This window comes from Bradyrhizobium sp. 215_C5_N1_1 (assembly GCF_052075935.1).
GTDB classification, from domain to species: Bacteria; Pseudomonadota; Alphaproteobacteria; order Rhizobiales; family Xanthobacteraceae; genus Bradyrhizobium; species Bradyrhizobium barranii.
Genome location: NZ_CP197228.1, coordinates 7,610,480 through 7,635,665, shown reverse-complemented (window position 1 = coordinate 7,635,665; position 25,186 = coordinate 7,610,480). Strand labels below are relative to the sequence as shown.

Here is a 25,186-nt window from a genome sequence, read left to right as displayed (position 1 = left end):
GCCGCCATCACCCCAACGACACCCCCGCCTTGGCCCGGCTGATCCCCAGCGTCAGGATGCGCTGCAGGAGATCCGGATATTTGAGCCCGGCATGTTGAGCCGCCGTGGCGAACTCCTGGCTCTTGGCGATCTCGGGGTTGGGATTGGCTTCGATGAAATACGGCGTGCCGTCGGCGGCGAGACGAAAATCGATGCGTGCGTAGCCGTCGAGGCCAAGCGCCCGGTAGATGCGCTTCGCGGCGCGCTGGATGCGCGCGGTGACTTCGGGCGCGAGGTCCTTGGCCGGCCCGTCGACGATGCCGAGCTTCTCCTGATAGTCGGTGTCGTGCTTGGCTTTCTCCGTGGCGATGTGCCGTGATCTGCGCCCGCCCATGCTGCCGAATTTCAGTTCCCAAACCGGCAGGACGCGCAGCCGGTTGTTGCCGAGCACGCCGACATAAAGCTCGCGCCCCTCGATGAACTGCTCGGCGATGGCGGCGGATTCGACCCGCTCGTGGATGAAGGCGACGCGCTCCACGAGCTTCTCGTCGGTATCGACGATCGAGGCCTGCGAGATGCCGAAGGACCCGTCCATGTTCAGGCTCTTGACGATCAGCGGCAGCGCAAGGCGCGTCGGGCGCTTCACCTTGCGGCGCATCGGGAAGACGGCGAAGGCCGGCGCTGCGATCCGGCGGTGATGCACCAGCGTCTTGGACAAATCCTTGCCGCGCGCCAGGATCAGGCCGCGCGGATTGCACCCGGTATAAGGGACCTTCATCAGCTCGAGATAGCTGGCGATGTGCTGGTCGTAGGCGACGTTGTTGTGGAATTCCTCGAGCAGCGTGAAGACCACGTGGGGCTTGAATTCTTCGATCGCCTCGCGGATCGGCTTGATCTCGTCCTGCGCACCGAGGGCGCGAACCTCGTGGCCGGCCGCACGCAAGGTGCTCACCACGTCGTATTCCGTCTTCCAGTTGTTGATTTCCTGCGGCGTGTATCCGTCGGAGGAGTCCGGAGGCATGAAGTCCGGATGCATCAGCACCAGAATGCGTGAGCGTCTCATAGCGCGATCCATTTGCGCCGAGACGGGCCAAACAGCGCGTGCATCGTCTTGGCGGTCACGAGGACGGTGAAATCGAGAACGAGCTTCTGTTCGGGGCCGACGGCGCGCAGATCGAGCTCACGGCAGCGGGAGATCATATCATCGAGCACGGCATCGAGCGTGAGCTGGTTCTCGCCCGTCCACCGCGCGACCAGCTGCCTGATCTGCGCGCGGTGCCGTCTGATCAGGGCCGAAGCCGGCTTTGAGCGGTGATGCCGTGGATCGGCTGAAAACAGCCGGGAGAGGTCGCGGTCGTAGGTCTTCGGCGCTGTGAAGGCGTAGAACGCCTGCTTCTTCTTGTAGTGGTCTTCGAGCGTCTGGCTGAGCCGGCCCAGCGTATCGACACGCTCCCGCGTCGTGATCAGCGGCCGCTTTCCCGCAATCTCGTGCATCAGCTCGTCGACATATTCGAGCTTCTTCAGCGCCGGCCATCCGGCATATCGCGTCCGCCAGTTCGAGCGTGGGCGCAGCCACACCGCGAAGGTCTCGGCGAAGTCTTCATCCGGATGGCTTTGCGCGTACCACAGCCGGAGGTGCTGGACGTAGCGCCTGCTGGCAGGATTGGGCCGGTAGTAGCGCGGGTAGTGTTTCGACGACGGGCCGAACAGCTGCTGCCAGCGCCGGCGGCGCTGCAGCTGATAGCCGTGCTGCACGGCATGGCCGGCCTCGTGACGGAGGATACCCATGCACTCGCGCCAGGTTCCGCCCTCGACGTCGAACATCATCTTCTTCTCGAGCTTCATCAGACGGGGATGGGCGAGATAGAAGGGGATGGCGATGCCCGGCACATCGCCCGGACTGAACCATTCGCTCGAGATCCATGTGTGCGGTCGCAGCCGGATGCCCCGCTCTTCGAGCTCCTCATGGAGCGTGCTGACGCAGTCCTCGAGCCAGGTGCCTTTGACCGTAACCCTCAGGCTGGAGAGGCGCTGCTTGAGCAACTCGTCATCCGACAGCTTCTCCCAGGCAAATTTCCGGCGCGGCATCAGGAATCCAGGGGGCAGGGATGACTCGGTATCCGGATGATGTCATGGGCGGCGGCGGGCAACAACCCGTGGGGCTGCGAAGCGGGCTGCGGCGCGTCAGCGCTCAACGCCGTAGGGTGGGCAAAGCGACTTGTCCGACGTAGCTCGGAGAGTGAAGGCGGAAGCGTGCCCACCACCTTCAATATAAAAAGAAAAGGTGGGCACGGCGCTTTGCGCCTTTGCCCACCCTACGAGACCTTCCGGGATCGGAAAAACTAGTCGAACAGGCTCGACACCGACTCTTCCGCCGCGGTGCGCGCGATGGCGTCCGAGATCAGGCTGGCGATCGGAAGCGTGCGGATGTTCGGAGCCTTGGTCACCGCCTCCGTCGGCAGGATCGAGTCGGTGATCACGAGCTCCTTCAGCTTCGAGCCCGCGATGCGGGCGGCCGCGCCGCCGGAGAGCACGCCGTGGGTGATATAGGCGTAGACGTCCTTGGCGCCCTTGGCGATCAGCGCGTCGGCCGCGTTCACCAGCGTGCCGCCGGAGTCCACGATGTCGTCGATCAGGATGCAGGTGTAGCCGGCGACGTCGCCGATCACGTTCATGACCTCGGATTCGCCCGCCCTCTCGCGGCGCTTGTCGACGATCGCGAGCGGGGTGTTGATGCGCTTGGCAAGGCCACGTGCGCGCGCCACGCCGCCGACGTCAGGCGAGATCACCATCGTCTTGGAGAGATCGAACTTGTCCTTGATGTCGCGCACCATCAGCGGTGCCGCGTAGAGATTGTCGGTCGGGATGTCGAAGAAGCCCTGGATCTGGCCGGCATGCAGGTCGAGCGTCATGACGCGGTCGACGCCGGCCTGCGTGATCAGGTTGGCGACGAGCTTGGCCGAGATCGGCGTGCGCGAACCCGATTTGCGGTCCTGCCGGGCGTAGCCGAAATAGGGCAGCACCGCGGTGATGCGGCGTGCCGAGGAGCGGCGCAGCGCATCGGTGATGATCAGCAGTTCCATCAGATGGTCGTTGGCGGGGAACGAGGTCGACTGGATGACGAAAGCATCCGAGCCACGGACGTTCTCCTGGATCTCGACGAAGATCTCCATGTCGGCGAAGCGCCGTACCACGGCCTTGGTTAGCGGCAGGTCGAGGCCTTGCGCGATCGCCTGCGCGAGAGCCGGGTTTGAGTTGCCGGCGACAAGCTTGATGGAGCCGTTCTTGGCCGACATGGACGCTTCCTCCCGCGCTTTGCTGGATACGACGTTCAACATCAGAGAATACCCACTGGAAGCACGGTTACGACGGGCGAGGAAATATCAGGCCGGGGCCTGCAATGGCAACCCGGCATGCTACGTTTTCCCTCCGAAATCCTGAGTCGGGCCAACGGTTTGGCCGCAACTTGGGGCCGTGGTTTCGCGGGGGTTATCGCTCGGCATAGCCCAGCGCCGAGGCCGGCATCTCGGCCGCCGGAGCCTCCGGGATCACGCTGGCCACCGCCGGTCCCCGCAAGCCGGGAACAGTGCTCGGCGCGTCCGGCGTTCCGTTGATCATGTTGGAAAGTCCGCTGAATCCGGCCTGGGCGATCTTCCGCAGCACGAGGTCGTCGGCGGCGCCCCAGGGATCGCGGCCGCCCTTGGCGGCGGTCAATTCCTCGCCGGAGAGGCGCAATGCCCGCTGCTGGTTGGCGTCGTAGACGTCCCAGACCCAGGCGATCACGGTCTTGCCGCGCACGATTTGGGCGGAGAGGTAACTGCGCACGCGATAGGCAGCCGTCCCCTCGCGGGAGACGACGGACAGGCTGCGCAGCTTGGATTCGCTGTCGAGCACGCCGACCATGCGGTCGAACACCTGCGGGGGCGGCCCGTCGATCGATTCGAAGGCCACGGTCGCCCCTGAGCCGGTACTCGGCGCCATCGCATAGGAGTTGGCGGCACCGCCGCCGCCGGCGCAGCCGCCAAGCGCGACCGCCGCTGCCAGCAGCATGACCGCCAGCACACGCGAACCCGCGCGGCCCAGGATGAATGACGCGTCCCTCATTATGGGGGGCAGCGATATCGTTAAAATCGATTAAGGTCTAGGGCAGGAAGGACACATCATTGGGCCGATCCGGCCGAGGAATTGTCGATGAGGGGAGCGACTTTGGGGGTAATCGTTGCCTGCCTCATCGTGGGGCGGGCCGCGGCGGCAGAAAGTGCGGCCGAGGCAATCCGGGCTTTCGGACTGACCGGTACCTGGTCGGTTGATTGCAAACGGGATCCGTATCAGGCCTGTGAGAACAACCGCTGTGGCGCGCGATTGACGTACATCGCGTCGTCCTCCGGAGCGCCGACGACAAGGAATGTGATCGGGACGTTCACACCTGGGCAAGTAAGGACATTCATCAGCGCGATCTATTCGGCGACGCGTATTGCCGACGACAAGATCAAGATCGTGTCGGTTCAGGACCCTCCACCCAGCACGACACTGATCTGGTGGCGTCAGCCGGGCGAGGTTTGGGAGATCGTTCTGCTCAAGGTCGGCGACAAATATCGGACTTTCTCCGCGCATCGCGACGATTGGAAGAAGATCGAAGTCGATGAAGGTTTCGAGGTCCGACCGCCGCCGCCGCCTCCACCAGCTCAAATGTACGTTGATTTGCCGACTAAATGGCTTCGCGGAAAGAATGAAACGCCATTGTTCGAAAGATGCAGCGACTAACCTAATGGGTTGCGGCAAGAACTAGGCCGAATTCGTTCTTAATTCTCCAGCGCGATCGCGTGGATGTGGCGGCCGTAATCCGGCTCCTTGCGATGTACCGAGCGGCGATAGCTGAAGAAGCGCTCGTCGGCATAGGTGTCCAGGCCAAGATCGTCGATCATCAGGATGCCGGCGGCTTCGAGCCGCTTCCGGATGAAGCCGGCGAGGTCGAACATCGCGTGTCCGGCGCGCACCGACGGGATGAAGAACATGGCGTTGTCCGCGTCCGCCTCGATGAAGCGGGCCACGAACTCGTTGCCGACCTCGTAGCTGTCCTGTCGGATCAAGGGGCCGATCGCGGCGATGATGCCGCTGCGCGTGGCGCCGAGCTTCTCCATCGCCGAGATCGTCTGTTCCAGCACGCCGGTCAGCGCGCCTTTCCAGCCGGCATGGGCGCCGCCGATCACGCGCGCGTTGGGATCGACGAACAGCACCGGCCCGCAATCGGCGGTGGAGACGCCGAGCGCGATGCCGGGTGTTTTCGTGACCAGCGCATCGCCCTTCGGCCGCGGTCCGCTCGGCCACGGCGCTTCGGCAATGAGGACATCGGGCGAATGGATCTGGTGCAGGCTGATGAAGCGCTCCGGGGCGACGCCGACATGCTCGGCCATGCGGCGGCGGTTCTCCGCGACATGCGCCGGATCGTCGTTGGAGCCGAGCCCGCCATTGAGCGCCGAATAAATCCCGCCTGAGACACCGCCCTCGCGGGTGAAGAAGGCATGGCGCAGGCCGGGCACGGCCGACAGCAGCGACGAAGCAAGCGTCATGAAGCGCCTCCGGCCCGTTCGAGATCGCTGAGGCCGGCGATGCCGGTCAGCCGCGGCTCGGAGATGCCGAGCACCTTGAACATCGAGCCCATGCCGCTGCGCCCGGTATCGGTCAGGCGCTTGAGCGCCACCGAAATGTCGGTGGCGACTTCAGGCGTCGCCTTCTGCATCAGGGCAGCTGCGCGGGTATCGATGCCGACGCGCTTGAGGAAATCGCCCTGCGTCACCGGGCCGTGCACACGGGCGCCGACATCCTCGGCCGCGCGCGCCAGGGCCTGGAAGTCGACATGGGCTGTGACGTCGGCCTGGCCCGGCGCCTTCAGGGGATCGGTGAAGGTGTGGCGCGCGATCGCCTGGAACGTGTCGCCGGCATCGCTGCGCAGATGGCCGTAATCGATGATCAGCGCCGCGCCGTCCTGGTCGCGCACGCGCGTGGCGAGCTTCATGATCTCGCCGTCGGGGCGCCATTCGAACACGGCGCCAACGGGAGCGGCGCGCACCAGAGGCGGCAGCAGCACGTCGAAGCGCGGCGTCGGGTCGGCGGCCGCGCCGAATTGAAGCTTGCCGTTGGGATCGATCTCGATCACGCGCTCGTGCCAGCCGTTCTCGCGCTTCACCATCTGGCGGATCGGCAGCACGTCGAAATATTCGTTGGCGAGGATGATGCTCGGCCCTTCGGGCACGTCGTCGATGCTGTCGTGCCAGGCGATGTTGCGCACGCCCGCCAGCGTCGCACTCTGCCGCTCGCGCAGCACCGGATTGACCTCGACCATGTGGACGTGAAGCGCCTGGTAGAGCGGCGGCAGCACGCGCAGTGCGCGCAGCGCATCCGCCATCATGGTGCCGCGGCCGGGGCCGAGCTCGATCAGCCGCAGGAATTGCGGCGAGCCCATCTGCTTCCACACCGAGGCGGTCCACAGCCCCAGGAGCTCGCCGAACATCTGGCTGACCTCGGGCGCGGTGGTGAAGTCGCCTTCGCGCCCGAGCGGATCGCGCGAGACGTAATAGCCATAGCGCGGATGCATCAGGCACAGTTCCATGTACCGCCAGACCGGCATGGGCCCTGAGGATTTGATCAGCGCCCTGATCTCGTTGAGTAGCGGCTGTTCGGTCACGGTCTGTCTTCTCGAAAGGAATTAACTGATAGCCCCGGCGGGCTTCGGCGCGCCGCGCCTGATAGCCAATACAATAAGTATGAGGCCTACAATAAGCATCGGGATCGACAACAGCATGCCCATGGTTAATCCGCCCCAGAGGAAGCCGAGCTGGACGTCCGGCTCGCGGAAATGCTCGCCGGCGATGCGGGTCAGGCCATAGATCAGGATGAAGGCGCCGAGGATCATGCCGGGCCGCTTCAGGGCGCCGAAACGGATCATGATCGCGAGCACGGTGAACAGCAGGATGCCCTCCATGCCGGCCTCATAGAGCTGGCTCGGATGGCGCGGCAGCTGCGTCGGATCGTTGGGGAAGATCATCGCCCAGGGCAGGCTGGGGTCGGCGGCGCGGCCCCACAATTCGCCATTGATGAAATTGGCGATGCGCCCGAGCAGCAGCCCGACCGGGGCGACTGCCGTGGTGATGTCGCCCAGCGACAGGATCGAGATGCGGTTGCGATAGGCAAACCACATCACCGCGACGACGCAGCCGAGGAAGCCGCCATGGAAGGACATGCCGCCCTCCCACAATTTGAAGATCGCGGCGGGGTGATCGATGAAGAAGGGCAGATTGTAGAACAGCACGTAGCCGGTGCGGCCGCCGAGGATGATGCCGAGCGTGACCCACAGGATGAAGTCGTCGATCTGCACCAGCGACATCGGCGCGGGGCCGCTCCACAGGCGCTCTTTCTTCAGCAGCGAGCGCGCATAGAGCCAGCCGAACACGATGCCGCTGATATAGGCCAGCGCATACCAGCGGATCGCGAACGGACCGATCTCGATGGCGATCGGCTTGAAGGCGGGAAAGTCGATGAGCAGAAAGGGCATCAGGCCTTCTAGACTTAAACGAGATTGCGGCGATAGAGCGCCAGCAGACGCTCCCAATGCCGCTCGGCAGCGTCGCGGTCGTAGACCGGACGCTTGGGGAAGGCGAAGCCGTGATGCGTGCCGGGATAGATCTCGACCTCGGCCTTGGCACCGCTCATGCCCTGCTTGACCTTCTCGATGACCTCGGCGGGCGCGTAGATGTCGGTCTCGGCGCAGGCGAAATAGAGCTCGGCCTTGGTCTTGCCTGAGGCGAGATGCGGGCTGTTGTCTTCGTCGGTCGCCAGATGCGTTCCGTAGATCGAGGCGGCGGCCTTGACGCGGTCGGCAAAGTGCGTGGCCGCGTTGACGGCGTAACGGCCGCTCATGCAATAGCCGACGGTGCCGACGATTTTCGTATTGGCAGCCGCCTGGCCCTCGGCATAGGTGAGCAGGGCCCTGGTGTCCTCCATGATCATGGGAATGTTGAGCGAGGCCATGAGCTGGAACATGCGCTTGCGCTCGGGTGCATTCGGATCGGCCGGCAGCGCGCCGAGCTCCATCACGCCGGAGCGGTAGTAGAGGTTCGGCAGCATCACGTAATAGCCCGAGGTGGCGAGCCGGCGCGCCATGTCGCGCAGCTCCTCGCGGATCGCCGGCGCATCCATGTAGAACAGGATGATCGGAAACGGCCCGCCGCGTTCGGGATGGGTGATGAAGGTTGCGGTGTGGCCGTCCTTGGTGGGAATCGCGATCTGCTGATCGATCATCTCGTGCGCCTTCTGATTCTTGTTATGCAGGGACGTTGAATACGATTGCAAGGAAACCGGGGCATGACAAGGATACCGCCGATCGGCCCTTGAACCGTTTCGCCCGGATTGCCATTGTCTTTTCGCGCGTTCGCGCAAAGTTTATCTGAGGCCGCCAGGAGACCGACATGACCCAGACCAACAACCGGTTTTTCGACGAGATCGGCCGCCTGATGAACGACGCCGCCGGTGCCGCCCAGGGCGTCAAGCGCGAGTTCGACACCGTGATGCGCACCCAGGCCGAGAAATTCCTGCGCGACATGGACCTCGTCAAGCGCGAGGAGTTCGAGGCGGTCAAGGACATGGCCCGCCTCGCCCGCGAGGAGAACGAGGCCCTGAAGGCGCGCATCGTGGCGCTGGAGGCCAAGTTCGGCGGAACGCCGACATAAGGCCGCCGTTCTCGCTTACCCTCCCCTCCAGGGGAGGGTGGGGACCCCGCCGGGCGGGCCATTCTCCTTGTCATTTCCGCATCTTCCGGGTAAAAGCCCGCCAAGTTCGCGGCCCCCGCACCCCTGGAGGCTTGCTGCGAACTGCACCATGGGCCGCGCTGCGGCCCATTAACTTTTGCAAAAACAAGGACTTAGACTATGGCGACGACCGTCAAGGAATTGAAGGCGACCGCACGTCCGAAGAGCGGCAAGGGGGCCGCCCGGGCTGAGCGTCGCGCCGGGAAAGTGCCCGGAGTGATCTATGGCAACAAGCAACCCCCGCTCCCGATCTCGGTTGACGATCGTGAACTGCGCCAGCGCATCCTCGCCGGCCGGTTCCTCACCACGCTGGTCGACATCGACCTCGAGGGCAAGAAGCACCGCGTGATCCCGCGTGACTATCACCTTGATCCGGTCAAGGATTTCCCGATCCATGTCGACTTCATGCGTCTCGGCGAAGGTGCCACCATCCGCATCAGCGTTCCCTTGCATGTGGTGAAAGCGGAAGGTTCGCCCGGCGTGAAGCGCGGCGGCGCCGTCAACATCGTCGCGCATTCGATCGAGCTCGAATGCGGCGTCGAGAGCATCCCGCAATTCATCGAGGCTGATGTCGGCTCACTCGAAATCGGTCACTCGCTGCATCTGTCGGACATCAAGCTGCCGGCCGGCGTGAAGGCGCTGACCCGCGAGGACGCGACCCTCGTCACCATCGTGCCGCCGTCCGGCTACGCCGAAGAGCAGAAGGCCGCGGCTGCGGCTGCAGCTCCGGGCGCTGCTGCGGCTGCTCCGGCGGCTGGCGCTGCGGCTCCGGCTGCGGGTGCTGCTGCTCCGGCTGCGGCTGCCAAGGCTCCCGCCGGCGGCGACAAGAAGAAGTAATCTCTCAAAGAGCTGGGCGCGCGGTCCTTGATCGCGCGCCGAGCGAGGGGCGCGCCGCGTCATGCGACTCTTTGTTGGGCTCGGCAATCCCGGCGCGAAATACGCACGTAACCGGCACAATATCGGCTTCATGGCCGTCGACGAGATCGCGCGGCGGCATGGCTTTGCACCATGGCGCCGCAGGTTTCAGGGCGAGACCTCGGAAGGTGCGCTCGGTACTGAGCGCATCATCCTGCTCAAGCCGACAACCTACATGAATGACTCCGGCCGCAGCGTTCAGGAGGCGGCAAGCTTCTTCAAGATCGCGCCCGGCGACGTCACCGTGTTCCATGACGAGCTCGAACTGCCGCCGGGCAAGGTGCGGGTGAAGATCGGCGGCGGCATCGCCGGCCATAACGGCCTGCGCTCGATCTCCGCGCACATCGGCAACGAGTATCGCCGGGTCCGGCTCGGCATCGGTCATCCCGGCGTCAAGGAACTGGTGCACGGCCACGTGCTGTCGGACTTCGCCAAGGCCGACAACGACTGGGTGGCGACGCTGTGCGAGGCGGTGGCCGAGCACGCGGCACTGGTTGCCAAAGGCACGGACGCGACCTTCGCCAACAGGGTGCATCTCGCCATGCAGGCGAAGGGCTTTTTGACCAAGGACGAGAACGGCAAGGAATAGGGCACCGTTTTCTCCGTCAGGCCCGGCCATGACGAATACGGATAGAGGACGACCATGGGATTTAAATGCGGGATCGTCGGGTTGCCGAATGTCGGCAAGTCGACCTTGTTCAATGCGCTGACCGAGACGGCCGCGGCGCAGGCCGCGAACTATCCGTTCTGCACCATCGAGCCGAATGTCGGCGAAGTCGCCGTGCCCGATCCGCGGCTCGACAAGCTCTCGGCCATCGCCAAATCGGCGCAGATCATCCCGACCCGGCTGACCTTCGTCGACATCGCCGGCCTCGTGCGCGGCGCCTCCAAGGGTGAAGGCCTCGGCAACCAGTTCCTCGCCAACATCCGCGAGGTCGACGCCATCGCGCATGTCGTGCGCTGCTTCGAGGATTCCGACATCACGCATGTCGAGGGCAAGATCGCCCCGCTCGCCGACATCGAGACCATCGAGACCGAGCTGATGCTCGCCGACCTCGACAGCCTCGAGAAGCGCGTCGACAACCTCACGAAGAAAGCCAAGGGCAACGACAAGGACGCCAAGGAGCAGCTCGACCTCGTCAACCGCACGCTGGTGCTGCTGCGCGAGGGCAAGCCCGCCCGCCTCGTCGAGCGCAAGGCGGAGGAGGAGCGCGCCTTCGGGATGCTCGGCCTGCTGTCGTCGAAGCCGGTGCTCTACGTCTGCAACGTCGAGGAAGGCTCGGCCGCCACGGGTAATTCGTTCTCCAAGGCGGTGGAGGAGCAGGCGGCCAAGGAAGGCGCCGTTGCCGTCGTCATCTCCGCCAAGATCGAATCCGAGATCGCCACCATTTCACGCGAGGAACGCGCCGACTTCCTGGAGACGCTGGGTCTCGAAGAGGCCGGCCTCGATCGCCTGATCCGCGCCGGCTACACCCTGCTCGACCTCATCACCTATTTCACGGTGGGCCCGAAGGAAGCGCGCGCCTGGACCATCTATCGCGGCACCAAGGCCCCGGGCGCGGCCGGCGTGATCCACACCGACTTCGAGAAGGGTTTTATCCGCGCCGAGACGATGGCGTATGAGGACTATGTCGCGCTGAACGGCGAAGCCGGCGCCCGCGATGCCGGCAAGCTGCGTCTCGAAGGCAAGGAATACGTCGTCGCCGACGGCGACGTGATGCATTTCAGGTTCAATACGTAAGACGCGAAAGAGCGGTGCTGTAGGGTGGGCAAAGCGACTTGTCCGCCGTAGCTCGAAGAGCGAAGGCGGAAGCGTGCCCACCACGTCTCTCTCAAATCGCGAAAGGATGGTGGGCACGGCGCTTTGCGCCTTTGCCCACCCTACGGCACCTGCAGCCGCCTCACCGCGCCCCGCCGCCCTGGTCGCGGATCGCGCCGAGATGCTCGTTGATGCGGAAGACGATCAGGATCAGCTCCGCGGCGATGCGCGAGAACACGATGCCGACAACGATGCTCGCGATCGATGACAGCAGCACCAGGAAGCCGCCGAACGGGCTGATCGCCATCGTCGCGAGACCGGAGAAGATTCCGGAAAGGCCGAACAGGCAGATCAGTGCGATCACCAGCCAGTAGAAGGTCTTGATGATCGTAGGGGTTATGAATCGGTCCCATTGAAACAGGTCGCTGAATGAAAACATTGCTCTCCCCAGGGCAAATCGGGCCTCGGCCTGCCGGTTGATCCGACTCAAGACCAACGCCGACACCCCATATGTAGCACGAGCCATGCGGGCCGGCGGGTTGAGATTGCCGCAAAGTGCGGCCACAATCTGTCATTCCCTCAAAGCATTCCCGAGATGACCCTGACCTTCGAAGATTTCCCGCCCGGCCGGTTCGGAACATTCGGCCCGCGCCATGTCACCCGCGACGAGATCTTGGCTTTCGCCGCCGAGTTCGATCCGCAGCCGATGCACCTCGATGAGGAGGCCGCGGCCAACAGCATGCTGCGCGGCCTGTCCGGCTCGGGCTGGCACCTCTGCTCGCTGATGATGCGGATGATGGCCGATGGCTTCATCACACGCGCCGCTTCGCTCGGCTCGCCCGGCGTCGACGAGGTGCGCTGGCTGTCACCCTTGCGGCCCGGCGACGATCTCATGCTCGACGTCGACGTGCTGGAGGCGCGCGCCTCGAAGAGCCGGCCGGAGCTCGGCATCGTCAAGTTCAAATGCACGGTGCGCAACGCCAAGGACGAGGCGCTGTGCGAGATGACCTCGCCGATCCTGATCAAGCGGCGCGAGAGAGCAGTCTGATGCCCTTCTTCGAGGAGATCGAGATCGGCCACCGCCGCGAGATCGGCGCCTATACGTTCACCGCGGAGTCCATCAAGATTTTCGCCGCAAAGTTCGATCCACAGCGCTTCCATCTCGACGAGGAGGAAGGCAAGAACTCGCTGTTCGGCGGCCTTGCGGCCTCGGGCTGGCATGTCGGCTCGGCCTGCATGAGCCTGCTTGTCGCGGATGGCCAGCGTCTGGCGCGTGAGGCCGCTTCGCGCGGCGAGGAGGTCGCGGTGTGGGGGCCGTCGCCGGGCTTTCGCGACCTGCGCTGGATCAGGCCGGTGCTCGCCGGCGACACCGTCGCCTACGTCAACGAAGTCATCGACAAGCGCAGCTCCGCCTCGCGCCCCGGCTGGGGCATTCTGACGGCCCGCACCACCGGCACCAACCAGCGCGGCGAGGAGGTCTATTCCATCACCGCCAGCGCCTTCGTGCCGATGCGGAAGGGCGGTTAGACCTGTTCCAGGATGAACGGTCCAAATGTATGCGCGAGTGTTGCCCGCGCGCTATGGACGCGATTCCGGGCGGCTGCCATAAGCCTGCTCAACATGATGACCCGCGAAGCAGTTGGCGGAACCATCGAGTTGCTAACCAATTATGAACCTGTCGCTGTCTAATTGAAACGAATTGGGCAGAGAACAGGGGACGAGGACCATGGCAGACCGCGGCGCACTCAAGCTGGTGGGATTTATCTTTGCGACCGCGACGCTGGCAGTGATGCTGGTCGCCGGCATGGTGGTGAAGGGCTATGCCGATGGCGGCTACACCTTGGAAGCCTCGACGGTCGACGCGAGCCGTTAAGGGCTCGTTAACTCTTCGGGGCCGGACGTCCGGCCTCCGCCGTCAGCGGCTATAGACGAACGCCAGCACCGCGATCGCCACCGCCAGCAATCCGACGAAGCGCAGCATGATCGTGCCGAACTGGTTCGGCGCGGGCCGCAGCGGGATAGGGTCCGTGTTGTCGGGCCGAATGCTTTCCATCTGAAATGTCCCCAGGCCCGGCCGCAAGGCTGCGGGCGCTTGGCATTGGTCGGCGCTGGGGCGCGGAGGGTTCAAAGCGAACCGGGTCGGCTGCATTGACTGCGTGAACGCATGTCCACTGCCTCAATCTTTCGCAGCCACACCCTCCGCTGTCATGCCCCGGCTTGACCGGGGCATCCAGTACGCCGCGGCGTCCCGGCTCTTGCCTCATTGTCTCTGGAATACTGGATCGCCCGATCCCGTCTCCGCCAAGGGCTTCGCCGGGCCAAGAACTCACTCGGCCGCCGAAGCCTTAGCGAAGGCGGCAAGTCGGGCGATGACACCTATCGTGGGGAGCTTGTGCGCACCCAACTCCCCGCGAATCAAAACCGCCGCGTCCTTTGCGGAACGCGGCGGCCGGTGATGCTTGACGTGAGTGATCAGCTGTTGCGCAGGCCGTCGGCGGCGCGCTTCCACTGCGCGACGTTGTCGGCGATCATGCGGGTCGACTTCATCGCGGCCTGGCTGAGCTGGGCGTAGCCGGAGATCTCGCGCTGGACGCGCTGGCCCTCGGCATGGAGCAGGTCGCGCAGGCTCTCGAGCTCGGAGATCAGGTTCTCGATCTCGGCGAGCGAGGTGCCGGCGACGCGCTGGATCAGCGAGTTGACGTTGGTGACGGTGGCTTCCGCGCTCGGATCGAGCGGCGGCGTGTCGGTGGTTCCCGATGCCGGCCGGCGCAGATAGGCGATGTCGTTGCGGACGAAGTCGCGGATGCCGGCTTCGACTTCCGTCACTGCGGCGAGGTTGGTGTCGACCGTCTCGGTCTCGGTGGGTTCGGTCTTTTCCGGACGCATGGCGTTCATCGTTATTCCCCTGTTCGCGTTGAGCGCAGCGCGAGTGTCCCCCGCACGACGAGTTCGGTCATCCGACTAGGGCGTCGGATTTTGACCGCAACTTGGCCGAGATACGGCAAGGGCGGACGATTCGGGGGCTTTGCCGTGGCGTATGGTTACGAGAGTCTGAACTGCTGGGAAAACGAACCTATCCCGGGATGATGGCAGAGGGGGGCGCAGGACTGCTACCAGCTCTTCTTGAAGCCCGCCGTCAGGCTCTTGTTGATCGCGCCCTGCGAGGTCTCGCCGACCGAGCCGGAGACGGTGACGTTGTCGAACAGCTTTTGCTCGGCGCCGACCTTGCGCAGCCATTTGTCGTCGGTGGTCGACAGCGACTGGCCGGCGGTGATGCTGGTGCCGGTGTCGGTGAGGGTGACCTTGGCGCTCTGCTCGGTCTCGTAATTGCGCGTGATGTGGCCGCCGATGCCGGGCACCGCGGTGGTGCCCTGCTGGTTGACGCTGTAGCCGTTCTGGAGCGTCAGCGACGTGTCGCTCGACAGCGGCACCGACTTGATCAGCGACGCCCCGATCTTGCTCTGCTCGGCGCCGGGATCGACGCGGGCTTCCACCGCGGTCTTGTCCCAGATCGAGCCGGCGCCCGGCGCGGTCGCGGCCGCCCAGGCGCTGCCGGAGGATTGCGGCAGGCTGCCGCCATTGGTGGCTTTCTGCGCCAGCAGCTCGGACATCGTCCGCGGCTCGCTCGTCACCGTCATGTCGGCGCCGATGCGGGCGTCCCAGAACGAGGAGACCGACTGCTTCACCGTCACCGCGGAGGAGCCGTTGGCGTTCGCGTTCGACGACCAGTTCAGGCCGTCCTTGGCCGCGGCCTGGGCGCGCTTCTTGGCGGCCATGACGTCGTTGCCGGTACCGGCGTCGACCGCGAGTTGACTCCAGTCGAGCTTGTCGACGTCGATGCCCTTTAAAATGTCGGGGTCGTTGACGTCGGGAGCTGCGGCGGTCTCCGTGGCTTCGGTCTCGGCCTCGTCGTCAGGCGCAGCCGCCGAGAAGGGCGGGATGATCTGCGCCGAGACCGTCAGAACCGAGCCCAAAATGAATGCGGCCGCCAGCACCGGCAGCCTGGTCCAGCCAAAACCTGTCGAGAATTCCATCGTCCTGCCCGCGAGCCCAGCGCATGCCTGCCGCCACTATAATGCGGCCTTCGGTGATGACCATGCGCCATTCCGTCCGCTCAACACATGGTGATCTATCGTTGCGAAATTGTGGCGGCTCGCCTCGGCCAGAGCATGATCCGGACCCGAAGGGCCGCGCCAGCGCAAAGTGTGCAGCGGTTTTCCCTCGCGACAAACGCGGAACGCGTTTGCGCGGAGATCATGCTCAAACCACTGGAATGGCGAACCAACGGGCCGCGCGAAAGGCGCGCCCGATGACGAGCTTCGCCACGACGGCATCCGGCGGGGCTGGAGGCCAGGACGCGGGTCGGGCGAGCATCAATCATCGGTCCCGGCAAGCGGGGCCCGTTGGCGTCCCCCTCAGCCGACGCGGGTCATCTTCGGCAGATGAATGGCGCGGCCGAGTACCTGTTCAACCAGATCGAAGGTGTCGACCAGCACGCGCATGCTGATCAGCTTGCCCGCCCTGAACTGGGCGAACTGCGCCACCCGCAAGCTGATCGGCTTGTCGGAATCCAGCGCGGTCAGCGAATAGCGCAGCATCGAGGCGGCGGAATCCACGCCGAGCATGATGCTCTCGCGGTCGAAGCGGCGGACGTGGAAATTGTCGGCGAGCTGGCGGATGACGTCGAGCACGGCGTCCCGGCCCTGGCGCGCGCCGAGGAACGGAAACATGTCGATCGGGCCGTAGATCGCCCACTCGACGTCCTCGTCGATCAGGGCCTCGATGTCCCTGAAATCCCGGTCGTTCACCGCGCGATGCAACGCGCGCGAGAAACGCCAGAGGCTGTGCTCTGTCATTTGGGGGCGTCCTGAAGCTGGCTTGCAGAAAAAACGGAAAGCAACCCCATGCACAGAAAAGGTGCGGGGGCCGCTCAATTCATTCGTATACAAATAAAATAGGCGATTTCGGCCAAAACGCAATTCACGTTTTCGCAATGCACAATTGATGCGGGTTTGTGAGATTTACAACAGAACCCCGTAATCTCCCGGTCTCTGCTCCACCTCTGCCCGTCAGAACGGGGCGAGCGCGAAGGATCATCCCCCGTCCGCCCGCGCGCCCACGATCAGCGGCCCGATCTCCCGCTCCAGCACCTGCTGCACCAGATCGTAGGAATCGATGATCTCGCGGATCTGCGCCACCAGTCCGCCCCGGAAGCTGTAGAACACCGCCATGTCGAACTGCACGACGCGATCGTTGCTGCGCTTCTTGAAGTAGGTGTGCATGTAGGTCGCGACCTCGTCGCCCTCGGCGAGGATGTGCGGCGCCCTGTAGCGGATTTCGGAATAGCGCGACCAGACGGTCTGCCACAGATCGCGCAGCTGCTGCTTGCCGTGGCGCGGCACCATGTGCGGCAGTACGTCGATCGGCGCGTGGGTAAGAAAGTCGACGTCGTCGGTGCAGCACGACAGCGCGGCCTCGATATCGCCGCGCGCAAAGCTGTCCAGCAGATGCAGCACGCGTTGCCTGTTCAGCGATCCAACCGTCATGCCGCTCCCGCCCTCGTGGGGTGTCGATTGCAAACGCCAATGCGCGCTCTGCGGGTCCAGCAATCCGCAAAAACAATGGTGTCCGGATCATATGACGCGCCGATGCAAAGCCCGGTTCATGAAATGCAATTAAAGCTTGTGTTGATGGCCGCCTGCAAGAATTCGAGCGGGCTTTCGCGTCCCGCATGACGCCGCGTGCATGCCGGTGGGCGCGTCCGCCACGCACGGCACACGGGAACCCGCGCCCGTCGGTGCTCGTTGAGACACCGAAACCGATCCGGAGACATCGATCATGAAATCCCCGCTTCTCACCGTCGCCGCAGCACTTCTGATGCTGGGCGCGACCTCCGCCGCCAACGCCAAGGGCTGCATCAAGGGCGCCGTCGTCGGCGGCGTCGCCGGCCACTATGCCGGCCATCACGGCGTCCTGGGCGCCGCCGCCGGCTGCCTCTACGGCAGGCATCACGCCAAGGAGCAGGAAAAGCAGCAGCAACAGCAGGGTCAGGTAAACGGGCAGGGGAAGTTGTAGGCGCGAACGGCACCACATGCTCCCTCGTCATTCCGGGGCGCGCGAAGCGCGAGCCCGGAATCCATAACCACGACAAGCGCGGACGATACTCCGCCGCCTACCTCTTCTTCCACCCACCCCGCCGTCCCGGCTGTCCACCCGTCGACTTCGGCGCAGGTCCGAACTCCGGCCCGGACTGCCTCGAGTCCGTCGGCTGGATGATCCGGCTCGTGCTGCCGAACGGCTTTGCCGGCAGGCTCGGGTTCTCGCGATAGGGCAACGACTCCGGCCCGTGCATCTCGTCGAGATGCGGCTTGTGCACCTTCGAGCCGCTGCCGCCGCCGCTGGCTTTCAGTGCGGAGCTCACGGTCTTTTTCTTCATCGCGCTGACGGGGAGGTTGGCGGCGTCGCCGTACTTCTTGGTGCCGGCATAGGCGCCGGCCTTGCCCTGCACGGTGCGCTGCTTGACGGTGGGGTCGTCGACCACTGCGAGCTCGGTGGCGCGCAGGCGTTTGACTTCGTCGCGGAGGCGGGCGGCTTCCTCGAAGTTCAAATCGGCGGCGGCCTCGCGCATGCGGGTTTCGAGATCGGCGAGCACGGCTTCAAAATTGTGGCCGATCGAGATGACGTCGTCGGTCATGTCGTGGCCGCCGACCTCGACCAACACGTGGTCGCGCTCGTAGACGGAGTTGAGGATGTCGCCGATCTGCTTCTTCACGCTCTCCGGCGTGATGCCATTGGCGGTGTTGTACTCGACCTGCTTTTCGCGGCGCCGGTTGGTCTCGGCGATGGCGCGCTCCATCGAGCCCGTCATCTGGTCGGCATAGAGGATCACCTTGCCGTCGACGTTGCGCGCGGCGCGGCCGATGGTCTGAATCAAGGACGTTTCACTGCGCAAAAAGCCTTCCTTGTCGGCGTCCAGAATCGCGACCAGTGCGCATTCGGGAATGTCGAGACCCTCGCGGAGCAGGTTGATGCCGACCAGCGCGTCGAAGGCGCCCAAGCGAAGATCCCTGATGATCTCGATACGCTCGATGGTGTCGATATCGGAGTGCATGTAGCGAACGCGAATACCCTGCTCATGCAGATATTCGGTGAGATCCTCCGCCATGCGCTTTGTCAGCACCGTGATCAGCGAGCGATAGCCTGCCTGGGCGGTGGCGCGGACCTCGCCGACGAGATCGTCGACCTGGGTGCGGGCGGGGCGGATATTAACGGGAGGATCAATAAGTCCGGTCGGGCGAATGACCTGTTCGACGAACACGCCGCCGCTTTCGTTCAGCTCCCAGCCGCTCGGCGTCGCCGACACCGCGACCGTCTGCGGCCGCATCATGTCCCACTCCTCGAAGCGGAGCGGGCGGTTGTCCATGCAGGAGGGCAGGCGGAAGCCGTATTCGGCGAGCGTCGCCTTGCGGCGGAAGTCGCCGCGGAACATGCCGCCGATCTGCGGCACGGTGACGTGGCTTTCGTCGGCGAACACCAGCGCGTTGTCGGGGACGTATTCGAACAGCGTCGGCGGCGGCTCGCCGGGCAGGCGCCCGGTGAGATAGCGCGAATAGTTCTCGATGCCGGCGCAGCTTCCGGTCGCCTCCATCATCTCGAGATCGAAGGTGGTGCGCTGCTCCAGCCGCTGCGCTTCCAGCAGACGGCCCTGGTCGTGTAGCTGGTCGAGCCGCTGCTTCAGCTCCGATTTGATCGACTTGATCGCCTGCACCAGCGTCGGGCGCGGCGTCACATAGTGCGAGTTCGCATACATCTTGATGAATTCGAGCTCGTCCTGCTTGTGGCCGGTGAGCGGATCGAATTCCTCGATGGTCTCGATGGTGTCGCCGAACAGATTCACGCGCCAGGCGCGGTCTTCATAGTGCGCGGGGAAGATGTCGATGACGTCGCCGCGCACACGGAACGTGCCGCGGGTGAAATCGGCCTGGGTGCGCTTGTACTGGAGCGCGACGAGGTCGGCGATCAGCTGGCGCTGGTCGATGCGCTCGCCCTTCTTCAGCGCGAACGTCATCGCGGTGTAGGTCTCGACCGAGCCGATACCGTAGATGCAGGACACCGAGGCGACGATGATGACGTCGTCGCGCTCGAGCAGGGCGCGCGTCGCCGAGTGGCGCATGCGGTCGATCTGCTCGTTGATCGACGAGTCCTTTTCTATGTAGGTGTCCGTGCGCGGGACATAAGCCTCGGGCTGATAGTAGTCGTAATAGCTGACGAAATACTCGACCGCGTTATCAGGGAAGAAGCTCTTGAACTCGCCATAGAGCTGGGCGGCGAGCGTCTTGTTCGGCGCCAGGATAATGGCGGGACGCTGCGTCTTCTCGATCACTTGCGCCATGGTGTAGGTCTTGCCCGAGCCGGTGACGCCGAGCAGCACCTGCGAACGGTCGTTGCGCTCGATGCCCTCGACCAGCTCCTTGATCGCGGTCGGCTGATCGCCCCGCGGCTCATAGTGGGACTTAAGCTCGAAGCGCACGCCGCCTTCGGACTTTTCCGGGCGCGGCGGCCGGTGCGGCGTCCACACCTTGGTGGAGCCGTCGTCCCTGCGGAACTCCGGACGGCCCTCGCGGATCAGCGATTCCAGCGCATCCGCGGTCGCCTTGACCCCGAGCGCCTCCATTTTGTTGCGCGGCGGACGCGCCAGCGCTTCCGCATCGTCCTCCTCTGTCGGCATCCCGAGCTGCCGCGCCAGTTCCGGATCGAGCGTCGGGATCGTGGCCGCGGTGCCGTAATTGGCCTGCGGCGCCTCGTCGAAGCCGCCGCTCTCCGACGCACGCGCCCCCGGCGGCTGCGGATTGGGCCGCAGCGGCATCGGCTTAGTCAGATTCTTGGCATTATCCTGCGGAAAATCTCTCGGTGTCGAGGCGCGCGCCCGGTGCGCGGCGGCCTCGCCCCCGGCGCGGCGGTCGCGCGAATTGTCCGGCGGCGGCTGCAGCCCGGTGCCCGATCCCAGCCCGGCATCGCCGCGATTGATCGCGGGATTCAGAAGTTCGGCCAGCGCCGGCCCGATCGGCTGCACGTCGGGCCGATGTGCCTTCGAGTTCGGGGCTTTGGATTTGGGGGATTTCGGGGGAGCAGGTTTCTTCGCCATGCCCCGAATATGGGACGAGTCAGCGCTTCAGAAAAGGGCGAATGCCCTTCCGTGCTCAGGCTGCTGACAGCAGGTTGGCAGCAGGAGCCATGATCGCCCCGACGCGACAAATTTGTCGTTGCGTCGGACGGCGATGGCGCTACTTTAGGTAGTGTTTATTGCGCGATGATCTGACCATTTTCATGCATCTCGGCGGCGCTTTCGGCCGCAGGCGCGGCCAGTCGCCTCAACAGCGGGTAGATTCCATGACAATCAATTTCATCCCGAACGACCCCAATGCCGTGACCGACATGCCGCAACGGCAGCAGGACGCGCGGCCCGACCGTCCGGCCGGGCGTGCAAATTTCAACTATGAGGCTCACGCGGCCGAGGCCCCGTTCGGTGTCAATCAGCGGGACTTTCTGTTCTGGCAGAGCCGGGAAGCGGCGCTCGCCGCTGTGGAGGCCTGGGAGACCTATGCCGGCAACCTCGCCAGATGGTCGCAAGGGCCTCGCATCGACATCAGCCTGACCTACAATGACGGTGAAACGGTCGGCCCCCGGCGGTTGAATGCCTATTACGACACGCAAGGTGTTCGGTTCTTCGACTTCAACGACGGCACCACAACCACCTTCTCCGCGGCCAGCACCGACACGGTCAGCCATGAGGTCGGCCACGCCCTGCTCGATTCCCAGCGGCCGGAGCTGTTCAACAGCCCGCTACCTGAGGTCGGAGCGTTTCACGAAGCGTTCGGCGACGTGGTTGCCCTGCTGACCGCGCTGTCGGACCAGGCGACGCGGATCAAGCTGCTTCAGATCACGCCCGACCTGTCCCAGCCGAATTTCGTCGAGGCGAGTTCCGAATATCTGTCGGCCGCCATTCTCAAGCAGTTCGGCAACGTCAACCCCTCGAAGCCGCGGCGGGCGCTGAATACGTTCAAATGGCAGCTGCCCAGCACCTTGCCGGCCGGCAAGTTCGAAGATCCGCCCGAATTGCTCACGCGCGAGAGCCACAATTTCAGCCGCGTCTTCACCGGCGCATTCTATGACACGCTCCGCGGCGTGTTCGCGGCGAGCGGCGCCGGCAGCGAGGCGGCGCTGCTGACCGCCGCGCAGACCTGCGGCAGGCTGTTGGTCGAAGCGGTGCGGCAGACGCCGGAGACGGCGCGATATTTTCAGTCCGTGGGCCGGGCCATGGTCAAGGCCGACGGCCAGATCAACAACGGCGCCAATCGCGAGATCATCGGCAAGGCGTTCTCCGATCACGACATCATGCTCGGCAGCGCCGCCATGACCGCGCCGACGGCGGCGTTGGCGGGGCCGCCACCCAAGATCCTGAAGGCGAGCGCCACGATCGCGCCGAGCACGCTCTCGGATCTGCGCGAGCGGATCGGCGCGAAGGGCGCCAGATTCGCGATCCGCCCGCTCGCCATGCTCGGGGAGGGCGTGGCGGAAGCGGTGCATCGGCGCGAAGTCCCGCTCGGCGATATCGACACCAGACTTCGCGGCGTGGTCGCCTTCGCGGCGGAGCCGGTTCTGATCGGCCGCTCCGGCGCCCGTGCGGCGGTGCTCGGCGCGTTGCCAGAGCACAATCGCACGGAGGACGAGGTCGGCGCCTTCGTCGAGACGCTGCTCAGGAACGGTCGCATCGAGCTCGACGGCAAGCCGAAGGCGGCCGCAAAGACGGCGAAGAAGAAAGGGCTGGTGGCCGCCGCCGCGGCCGACGATGCGTCGTCGAACAATATTCGCACCCACGTCATCCGCACGGTCGGCGGCAAAAAGGTGCTGACCCGCATCCGCTTCCTGTGCGGCTGCTGCATTTGAGGCGGCGGTCTGCGGTCAAAAGGCCGTCAAGCGGCGGCGGCGCAGAATGCGCCGCCCCTCAGAATCCGTTTCCACCCGATAGGTCGGCAGCACGGGCGATGCGGGATCGGGCGGACCGTCGGCGATCTGCTTGTTGGCCGCGAGCGACTGCACATTCAGAATGGCCTCGGCCACGTCGTCAGGACGGGGCGTCGAGTGCACCGTGGTGATGCGACCGGCCGAATCGAGGCTCGCCGCGACCTCCACCGGCAACTCAACATGCACGTCGTTGAAGCTGCCGAGGTCGGGCGAATGCAGCTGCACCAGATTGCGTGCAGTGCCGCGGAGCTTGTTCGGGCTGAGGTCCTCGATGGATTGAAGCTTCAGGCCACGGTCGGCCAAAGCGGGTCTGAACACCGCTTCGCTGTTCTTGAAACCGGCGGCGCCAATGTCCTGCGAGATCAGCAAGGGGGCCTGCGACCAGGATGTGAAATCGGTGCCATATCGCAGGGTCTTCATCCCAAGTTTGCGGCAGGCCGCTATATGCTCGGCATTTTCCGTGATGAACAGCGCCTGATTCAAGCCGCCATCGACACCGGCGCGCTTAAAGGCTGTCTCGAACACCAAGGCATCGGGCTTTCTCGCGCCGGCATGGGTCGACAGCGTCACGCGTTCCTCGACCGGTTCGAAGAAGCGCCGCAGGCCGGTCCTGTCGAGCAACTCAAGGTATTCGGCAAAGGTCGCAGCGATCGCCCGTGATGTCCGCGGTTCAGGCATCGTGTAGTCCGAGACCAGGCACACGACCAGCGGCGCGTGGTCCGCCGTCTCGAAGGTCTCGATCACGCCGAGCGCGTCCTCGACGCCGGGAAACGGTTTTTCACTGGCGGAGTCGATCAGTGTATCGCCGAGATCGAGCAGCAGAGCCTTGATCATCCGTCATGCCTCGCCTGCGCGCGCGGTTGCTGCGCCAGCATAGCAGTTGCAGGGGCCGGATGGAATTGCGATTGCGAGCGTGCGACCGGATCGCCGGTCGCGCCTTACGCCGCCGGCGGCGGGGCCTCGTCGTCGTTGCTCGCCCGGTGCGGCTCGAGGATGTCGAGATGGATCCCGCCGCAATCGGTGCAGCGCATGGTCCAGTACTCGCACCCGGCGCGGCCGCCGATCACGCGAAGCACCGCGAGATCGCCATCGCATTCGGGACATTTCGACAGCACATTGCGGGCATAGATTCTCGGCCGCGGCGTGTCTTCGAATTCGATGACTGACATGACCGGTTCCCCCTTTATGCTGCGCTGTCCCTTGGTTCGCTTGGAGTCCCGCGCTTATTCGTCGTCGTGGTCGTCGGCCCGCCGGCGGAAGCGGTCGATGTGGTGCTTGGCATCGGCGATCGCCGCGTTCTGATCCGGCCAGGCGAAACCGACTTCCATGGCCGGAAACAGCACGCCGTCGATGGCGAGGGGGCTGAGATCGGCGCGGCGGATGCGGGCATGCCAGAGGCCTTTGCCGGCCTCGAAGGATTCGATGTCAAAGCCGTCGTAGATGGTCGTCATTGTAGTCCCCAAATGTTCCGTAAGTGTCTTGTTGAAGGGTCAGGGGACCACGTTTGGCGGGTTCAGTATGTGAAGCCATTCACAAGCGGCCGGCTTTTTTGCCCAGGGCCTCGTGGAACGGGCGTCAGTTCCGCGGCGCGGCGCGGCCGATCCGCCTGGCGGGGCGTGCGGCGGGCTCCGAGGCCGCCCGCATGATCCAGCGCCGGAACGCGGCGAAGTCGCGCTGCTCGGTCTGAAAACTGCGATACAGCAGGTACCAGCGCATGCCCTTGGGAACCGAGAGATCGAACGGCGCGACCAGCCGGCCGGCGGCGAGATCGTCGTCGATATAGGGCCGGATGCCCATGGCGATGCCGAGGCCGTCGGCGGCGGCCTGGAGCGCCTGGCCGTAGAACTGGAATTCCGGTCCGCGCGCGTTGATGCGGGTGAGGTTCGCCGCCTTGAGCCAGATCGGCCAATCCTCCGGCGAATGCGTGACGCGGATCAGGCCTGGCCCTTTGAGGTCGGCGGGCCGCTTCAGGCCGGTGGCGAGGCGAGGCACGCAGACCGGCGTGAGGTCGCCGGCGAATAGCGGCTCGGCGACCAGGCCGGGCCAGTCGCCGGTGCCGAGCTTGATGCCGCAGCTCCAGTCCTCGCCGAATGGGACCTCGGCACCACCGGTGGTGAAGCGCACCTCGATGTCGGGCTCCTCGCTGCGAAACTCCGACAGGCGCGGGATCAGCCAGCGCATCGCAAAGGTGTGGCCGACGCCGATGGTGAGCACGCGGACGCTGGAGGGCGCCGTCACCTGCGCGGTGAGGCTTGCCAGCGCGTCGAAGATCGGCGTCAGCCCGCCTTGATAGGCGCGGCCTGCCTGCGTCAGCACGAGCTTGTTGGCCTTGCGCTCGAACAGCGCGACGCCAAGACGTTCCTCCAGCAGATGCACCATGCGGCTGACGGCCGCCGCCGACACGCTGAGCTCGAGCCCGGCCGCCGCAAAACTGCCGGTCCGCGCCGCCGCCTCGAATGCCTTGATGCCGTTGAGAAACAGCAGCCGCCGCAAATGACCCACCCTCAGGAAAGCTGATGCAAGGCCAAGATAACTCAGTTTGCGCAGCCGGGGCAAGCGAGGCACAAGAATGAGAGTAATTCCAAGTTGTGTTTCGGGGCCGCCGCCGCGTTCTTCGCCTCTCCCCGCACGCGGGGAGAGGCCGGAGTTTGCGAGAGCAAATTCCGGGTGAGGGGGACTCTCCGCGAGTCCCTCTGCCACCTTC

At 64.9% G+C, this 25,186-nt stretch carries 29 protein-coding genes; 10 read left to right on the top strand and 19 right to left on the bottom strand.

Translation table 11 applies throughout. The annotated features are described in order from the left end of the window. Positions 1 to 7 precede the first annotated feature (7 nt). From AB7G19_RS36565 to AB7G19_RS36550, 4 genes are all read right to left on the bottom strand, one after another. Positions 8 to 1,042, bottom strand: a complete 1,035-nt coding sequence (locus AB7G19_RS36565; RefSeq protein ID WP_063985561.1) for a D-alanine--D-alanine ligase family protein — start codon at positions 1,040 to 1,042, stop codon at positions 8 to 10. Then, on the bottom strand, positions 1,039 to 2,067 hold the full coding sequence (locus AB7G19_RS36560) for a putative zinc-binding metallopeptidase (RefSeq protein WP_063985560.1): 1,029 nt from the start codon (positions 2,065 to 2,067) through the stop codon (positions 1,039 to 1,041). Before AB7G19_RS36560 ends, AB7G19_RS36565 begins: the two co-directional genes overlap by 4 nt. 254 nt (positions 2,068 to 2,321) lie before the next feature. Further along, positions 2,322 to 3,275 (bottom strand): ribose-phosphate pyrophosphokinase, encoded by a 954-nt coding sequence (locus AB7G19_RS36555; RefSeq protein ID WP_028151562.1) that lies wholly within the window; start codon positions 3,273 to 3,275, stop codon positions 2,322 to 2,324. Positions 3,276 to 3,468: 193 nt separating this feature from the next. Next, positions 3,469 to 4,083 carry a hypothetical protein gene (locus AB7G19_RS36550; protein WP_085398491.1) on the bottom strand — a complete coding sequence of 205 codons (615 nt, stop codon included), beginning with the start codon at positions 4,081 to 4,083 and terminating at the stop codon, positions 3,469 to 3,471. Between the two features lie 87 nt (positions 4,084 to 4,170). Here AB7G19_RS36550 and AB7G19_RS36545 point away from each other — a divergent pair, with 87 nt between their 5' ends. Continuing rightward, a complete protein-coding gene (locus AB7G19_RS36545) occupies positions 4,171 to 4,743 on the top strand; it encodes a hypothetical protein (RefSeq protein WP_135216021.1) in 573 nt (190 codons plus the stop codon). 38 nt (positions 4,744 to 4,781) lie between these two features. Here AB7G19_RS36545 and pgeF read toward each other — a convergent pair whose 3' ends face one another. Genes pgeF through AB7G19_RS36525 form a run of 4 tightly spaced genes read right to left on the bottom strand, consistent with a single transcriptional unit; the run spans position 4,782 to position 8,277 of the window. Continuing rightward, on the bottom strand, positions 4,782 to 5,549 hold the full coding sequence (gene pgeF, locus AB7G19_RS36540; RefSeq protein WP_085398493.1) for a peptidoglycan editing factor PgeF: 768 nt from the start codon (positions 5,547 to 5,549) through the stop codon (positions 4,782 to 4,784). Further along, positions 5,546 to 6,664, bottom strand: coding sequence for a class I SAM-dependent methyltransferase (locus tag AB7G19_RS36535; protein WP_085398494.1), 1,119 nt, complete (start codon positions 6,662 to 6,664; stop codon positions 5,546 to 5,548). The genes pgeF and AB7G19_RS36535 overlap by 4 nt, the downstream gene beginning before the upstream one ends. A gap of 21 nt (positions 6,665 to 6,685) precedes the next feature. Next, positions 6,686 to 7,531, bottom strand: coding sequence for a prolipoprotein diacylglyceryl transferase (gene lgt, locus AB7G19_RS36530; protein ID WP_085398495.1), 846 nt, complete (start codon positions 7,529 to 7,531; stop codon positions 6,686 to 6,688). A 14-nt stretch (positions 7,532 to 7,545) separates the two neighbouring features. Then, the gene (locus AB7G19_RS36525; protein WP_085398497.1) at positions 7,546 to 8,277 is read right to left on the bottom strand and encodes a dienelactone hydrolase family protein; all 732 of its coding nucleotides are present in this window, start codon (positions 8,275 to 8,277) and stop codon (positions 7,546 to 7,548) included. 167 nt (positions 8,278 to 8,444) lie between these two features. Between AB7G19_RS36525 and AB7G19_RS36520 the strand changes: the two genes are divergently transcribed. The 4 genes from AB7G19_RS36520 to ychF all read left to right on the top strand — a co-directional run bounded on the left by AB7G19_RS36520 (position 8,445) and on the right by ychF (position 11,439). After that, positions 8,445 to 8,705: an accessory factor UbiK family protein gene (locus AB7G19_RS36520; RefSeq protein WP_071909564.1), complete on the top strand. Its 261-nt coding sequence runs from the start codon at positions 8,445 to 8,447 to the stop codon at positions 8,703 to 8,705. Positions 8,706 to 8,903: 198 nt separating this feature from the next. Beyond that, positions 8,904 to 9,620, top strand: coding sequence for a 50S ribosomal protein L25/general stress protein Ctc (locus AB7G19_RS36515; protein ID WP_071909565.1), 717 nt, complete (start codon positions 8,904 to 8,906; stop codon positions 9,618 to 9,620). A 61-nt stretch (positions 9,621 to 9,681) separates the two neighbouring features. Further along, positions 9,682 to 10,287: an aminoacyl-tRNA hydrolase gene (pth, locus tag AB7G19_RS36510; protein WP_085399290.1), complete on the top strand. Its 606-nt coding sequence runs from the start codon at positions 9,682 to 9,684 to the stop codon at positions 10,285 to 10,287. A 54-nt stretch (positions 10,288 to 10,341) separates the two neighbouring features. Beyond that, a complete protein-coding gene (gene ychF, locus AB7G19_RS36505; RefSeq protein WP_135216022.1) occupies positions 10,342 to 11,439 on the top strand; it encodes a redox-regulated ATPase YchF in 1,098 nt (365 codons plus the stop codon). Positions 11,440 to 11,599: 160 nt separating this feature from the next. Here ychF and AB7G19_RS36500 read toward each other — a convergent pair whose 3' ends face one another. Continuing rightward, complete coding sequence (locus AB7G19_RS36500; protein ID WP_063985551.1) at positions 11,600 to 11,896, bottom strand: DUF4282 domain-containing protein; 297 nt, start codon at positions 11,894 to 11,896, stop codon at positions 11,600 to 11,602. Positions 11,897 to 12,052: 156 nt separating this feature from the next. Between AB7G19_RS36500 and AB7G19_RS36495 the strand changes: the two genes are divergently transcribed. The 3 genes from AB7G19_RS36495 to AB7G19_RS36485 all read left to right on the top strand — a co-directional run bounded on the left by AB7G19_RS36495 (position 12,053) and on the right by AB7G19_RS36485 (position 13,330). After that, positions 12,053 to 12,505 (top strand): MaoC family dehydratase, encoded by a 453-nt coding sequence (locus AB7G19_RS36495; RefSeq protein ID WP_085399292.1) that lies wholly within the window; start codon positions 12,053 to 12,055, stop codon positions 12,503 to 12,505. Continuing rightward, the gene (locus AB7G19_RS36490) at positions 12,505 to 12,984 is read left to right on the top strand and encodes a MaoC family dehydratase (RefSeq protein WP_085399293.1); all 480 of its coding nucleotides are present in this window, start codon (positions 12,505 to 12,507) and stop codon (positions 12,982 to 12,984) included. The genes AB7G19_RS36495 and AB7G19_RS36490 overlap by 1 nt, the downstream gene beginning before the upstream one ends. Before the next feature lie 199 nt (positions 12,985 to 13,183). Then, positions 13,184 to 13,330 (top strand): hypothetical protein, encoded by a 147-nt coding sequence (locus AB7G19_RS36485; RefSeq protein ID WP_166103493.1) that lies wholly within the window; start codon positions 13,184 to 13,186, stop codon positions 13,328 to 13,330. Positions 13,331 to 13,372: 42 nt separating this feature from the next. Here the strand turns inward: AB7G19_RS36485 and AB7G19_RS36480 are convergent, their stop codons facing one another. The 5 genes from AB7G19_RS36480 to AB7G19_RS36460 all read right to left on the bottom strand — a co-directional run bounded on the left by AB7G19_RS36480 (position 13,373) and on the right by AB7G19_RS36460 (position 17,003). After that, the gene (locus AB7G19_RS36480; protein ID WP_014492018.1) at positions 13,373 to 13,510 is read right to left on the bottom strand and encodes a hypothetical protein; all 138 of its coding nucleotides are present in this window, start codon (positions 13,508 to 13,510) and stop codon (positions 13,373 to 13,375) included. A gap of 419 nt (positions 13,511 to 13,929) precedes the next feature. Continuing rightward, positions 13,930 to 14,352 (bottom strand): hypothetical protein, encoded by a 423-nt coding sequence (locus AB7G19_RS36475; protein ID WP_071909569.1) that lies wholly within the window; start codon positions 14,350 to 14,352, stop codon positions 13,930 to 13,932. A gap of 215 nt (positions 14,353 to 14,567) precedes the next feature. Beyond that, positions 14,568 to 15,491 (bottom strand): hypothetical protein, encoded by a 924-nt coding sequence (locus tag AB7G19_RS36470; RefSeq protein WP_085399294.1) that lies wholly within the window; start codon positions 15,489 to 15,491, stop codon positions 14,568 to 14,570. Positions 15,492 to 15,872: 381 nt separating this feature from the next. Beyond that, complete coding sequence (locus tag AB7G19_RS36465) at positions 15,873 to 16,313, bottom strand: nuclear transport factor 2 family protein (RefSeq protein WP_441268764.1); 441 nt, start codon at positions 16,311 to 16,313, stop codon at positions 15,873 to 15,875. 237 nt (positions 16,314 to 16,550) lie between these two features. Continuing rightward, on the bottom strand, positions 16,551 to 17,003 hold the full coding sequence (locus AB7G19_RS36460) for a nuclear transport factor 2 family protein (RefSeq protein WP_085399295.1): 453 nt from the start codon (positions 17,001 to 17,003) through the stop codon (positions 16,551 to 16,553). Between the two features lie 292 nt (positions 17,004 to 17,295). On the opposite strand from AB7G19_RS36460, the gene AB7G19_RS36455 reads away from it, so the two are divergent. Beyond that, positions 17,296 to 17,532 (top strand): hypothetical protein, encoded by a 237-nt coding sequence (locus tag AB7G19_RS36455; RefSeq protein ID WP_028151579.1) that lies wholly within the window; start codon positions 17,296 to 17,298, stop codon positions 17,530 to 17,532. A gap of 97 nt (positions 17,533 to 17,629) precedes the next feature. Here the strand turns inward: AB7G19_RS36455 and uvrB are convergent, their stop codons facing one another. Next, on the bottom strand, positions 17,630 to 20,602 hold the full coding sequence (gene uvrB, locus AB7G19_RS36450) for an excinuclease ABC subunit UvrB (protein ID WP_135216023.1): 2,973 nt from the start codon (positions 20,600 to 20,602) through the stop codon (positions 17,630 to 17,632). A gap of 245 nt (positions 20,603 to 20,847) precedes the next feature. On the opposite strand from uvrB, the gene AB7G19_RS36445 reads away from it, so the two are divergent. Further along, positions 20,848 to 22,404 carry a hypothetical protein gene (locus AB7G19_RS36445; RefSeq protein ID WP_135216024.1) on the top strand — a complete coding sequence of 519 codons (1,557 nt, stop codon included), beginning with the start codon at positions 20,848 to 20,850 and terminating at the stop codon, positions 22,402 to 22,404. A gap of 15 nt (positions 22,405 to 22,419) precedes the next feature. Here AB7G19_RS36445 and AB7G19_RS36440 read toward each other — a convergent pair whose 3' ends face one another. From AB7G19_RS36440 to AB7G19_RS36425, 4 genes are all read right to left on the bottom strand, one after another. Further along, positions 22,420 to 23,316 carry an HAD family hydrolase gene (locus AB7G19_RS36440; protein WP_085399298.1) on the bottom strand — a complete coding sequence of 299 codons (897 nt, stop codon included), beginning with the start codon at positions 23,314 to 23,316 and terminating at the stop codon, positions 22,420 to 22,422. Positions 23,317 to 23,420: 104 nt separating this feature from the next. Beyond that, the gene (locus AB7G19_RS36435; RefSeq protein WP_063985544.1) at positions 23,421 to 23,651 is read right to left on the bottom strand and encodes a hypothetical protein; all 231 of its coding nucleotides are present in this window, start codon (positions 23,649 to 23,651) and stop codon (positions 23,421 to 23,423) included. 54 nt (positions 23,652 to 23,705) lie between these two features. Then, positions 23,706 to 23,933: a hypothetical protein gene (locus tag AB7G19_RS36430; RefSeq protein WP_071909573.1), complete on the bottom strand. Its 228-nt coding sequence runs from the start codon at positions 23,931 to 23,933 to the stop codon at positions 23,706 to 23,708. A gap of 124 nt (positions 23,934 to 24,057) precedes the next feature. Next, positions 24,058 to 24,975 carry a LysR substrate-binding domain-containing protein gene (locus AB7G19_RS36425; RefSeq protein WP_063985542.1) on the bottom strand — a complete coding sequence of 306 codons (918 nt, stop codon included), beginning with the start codon at positions 24,973 to 24,975 and terminating at the stop codon, positions 24,058 to 24,060. Positions 24,976 to 25,186: the final 211 nt, after the last annotated feature.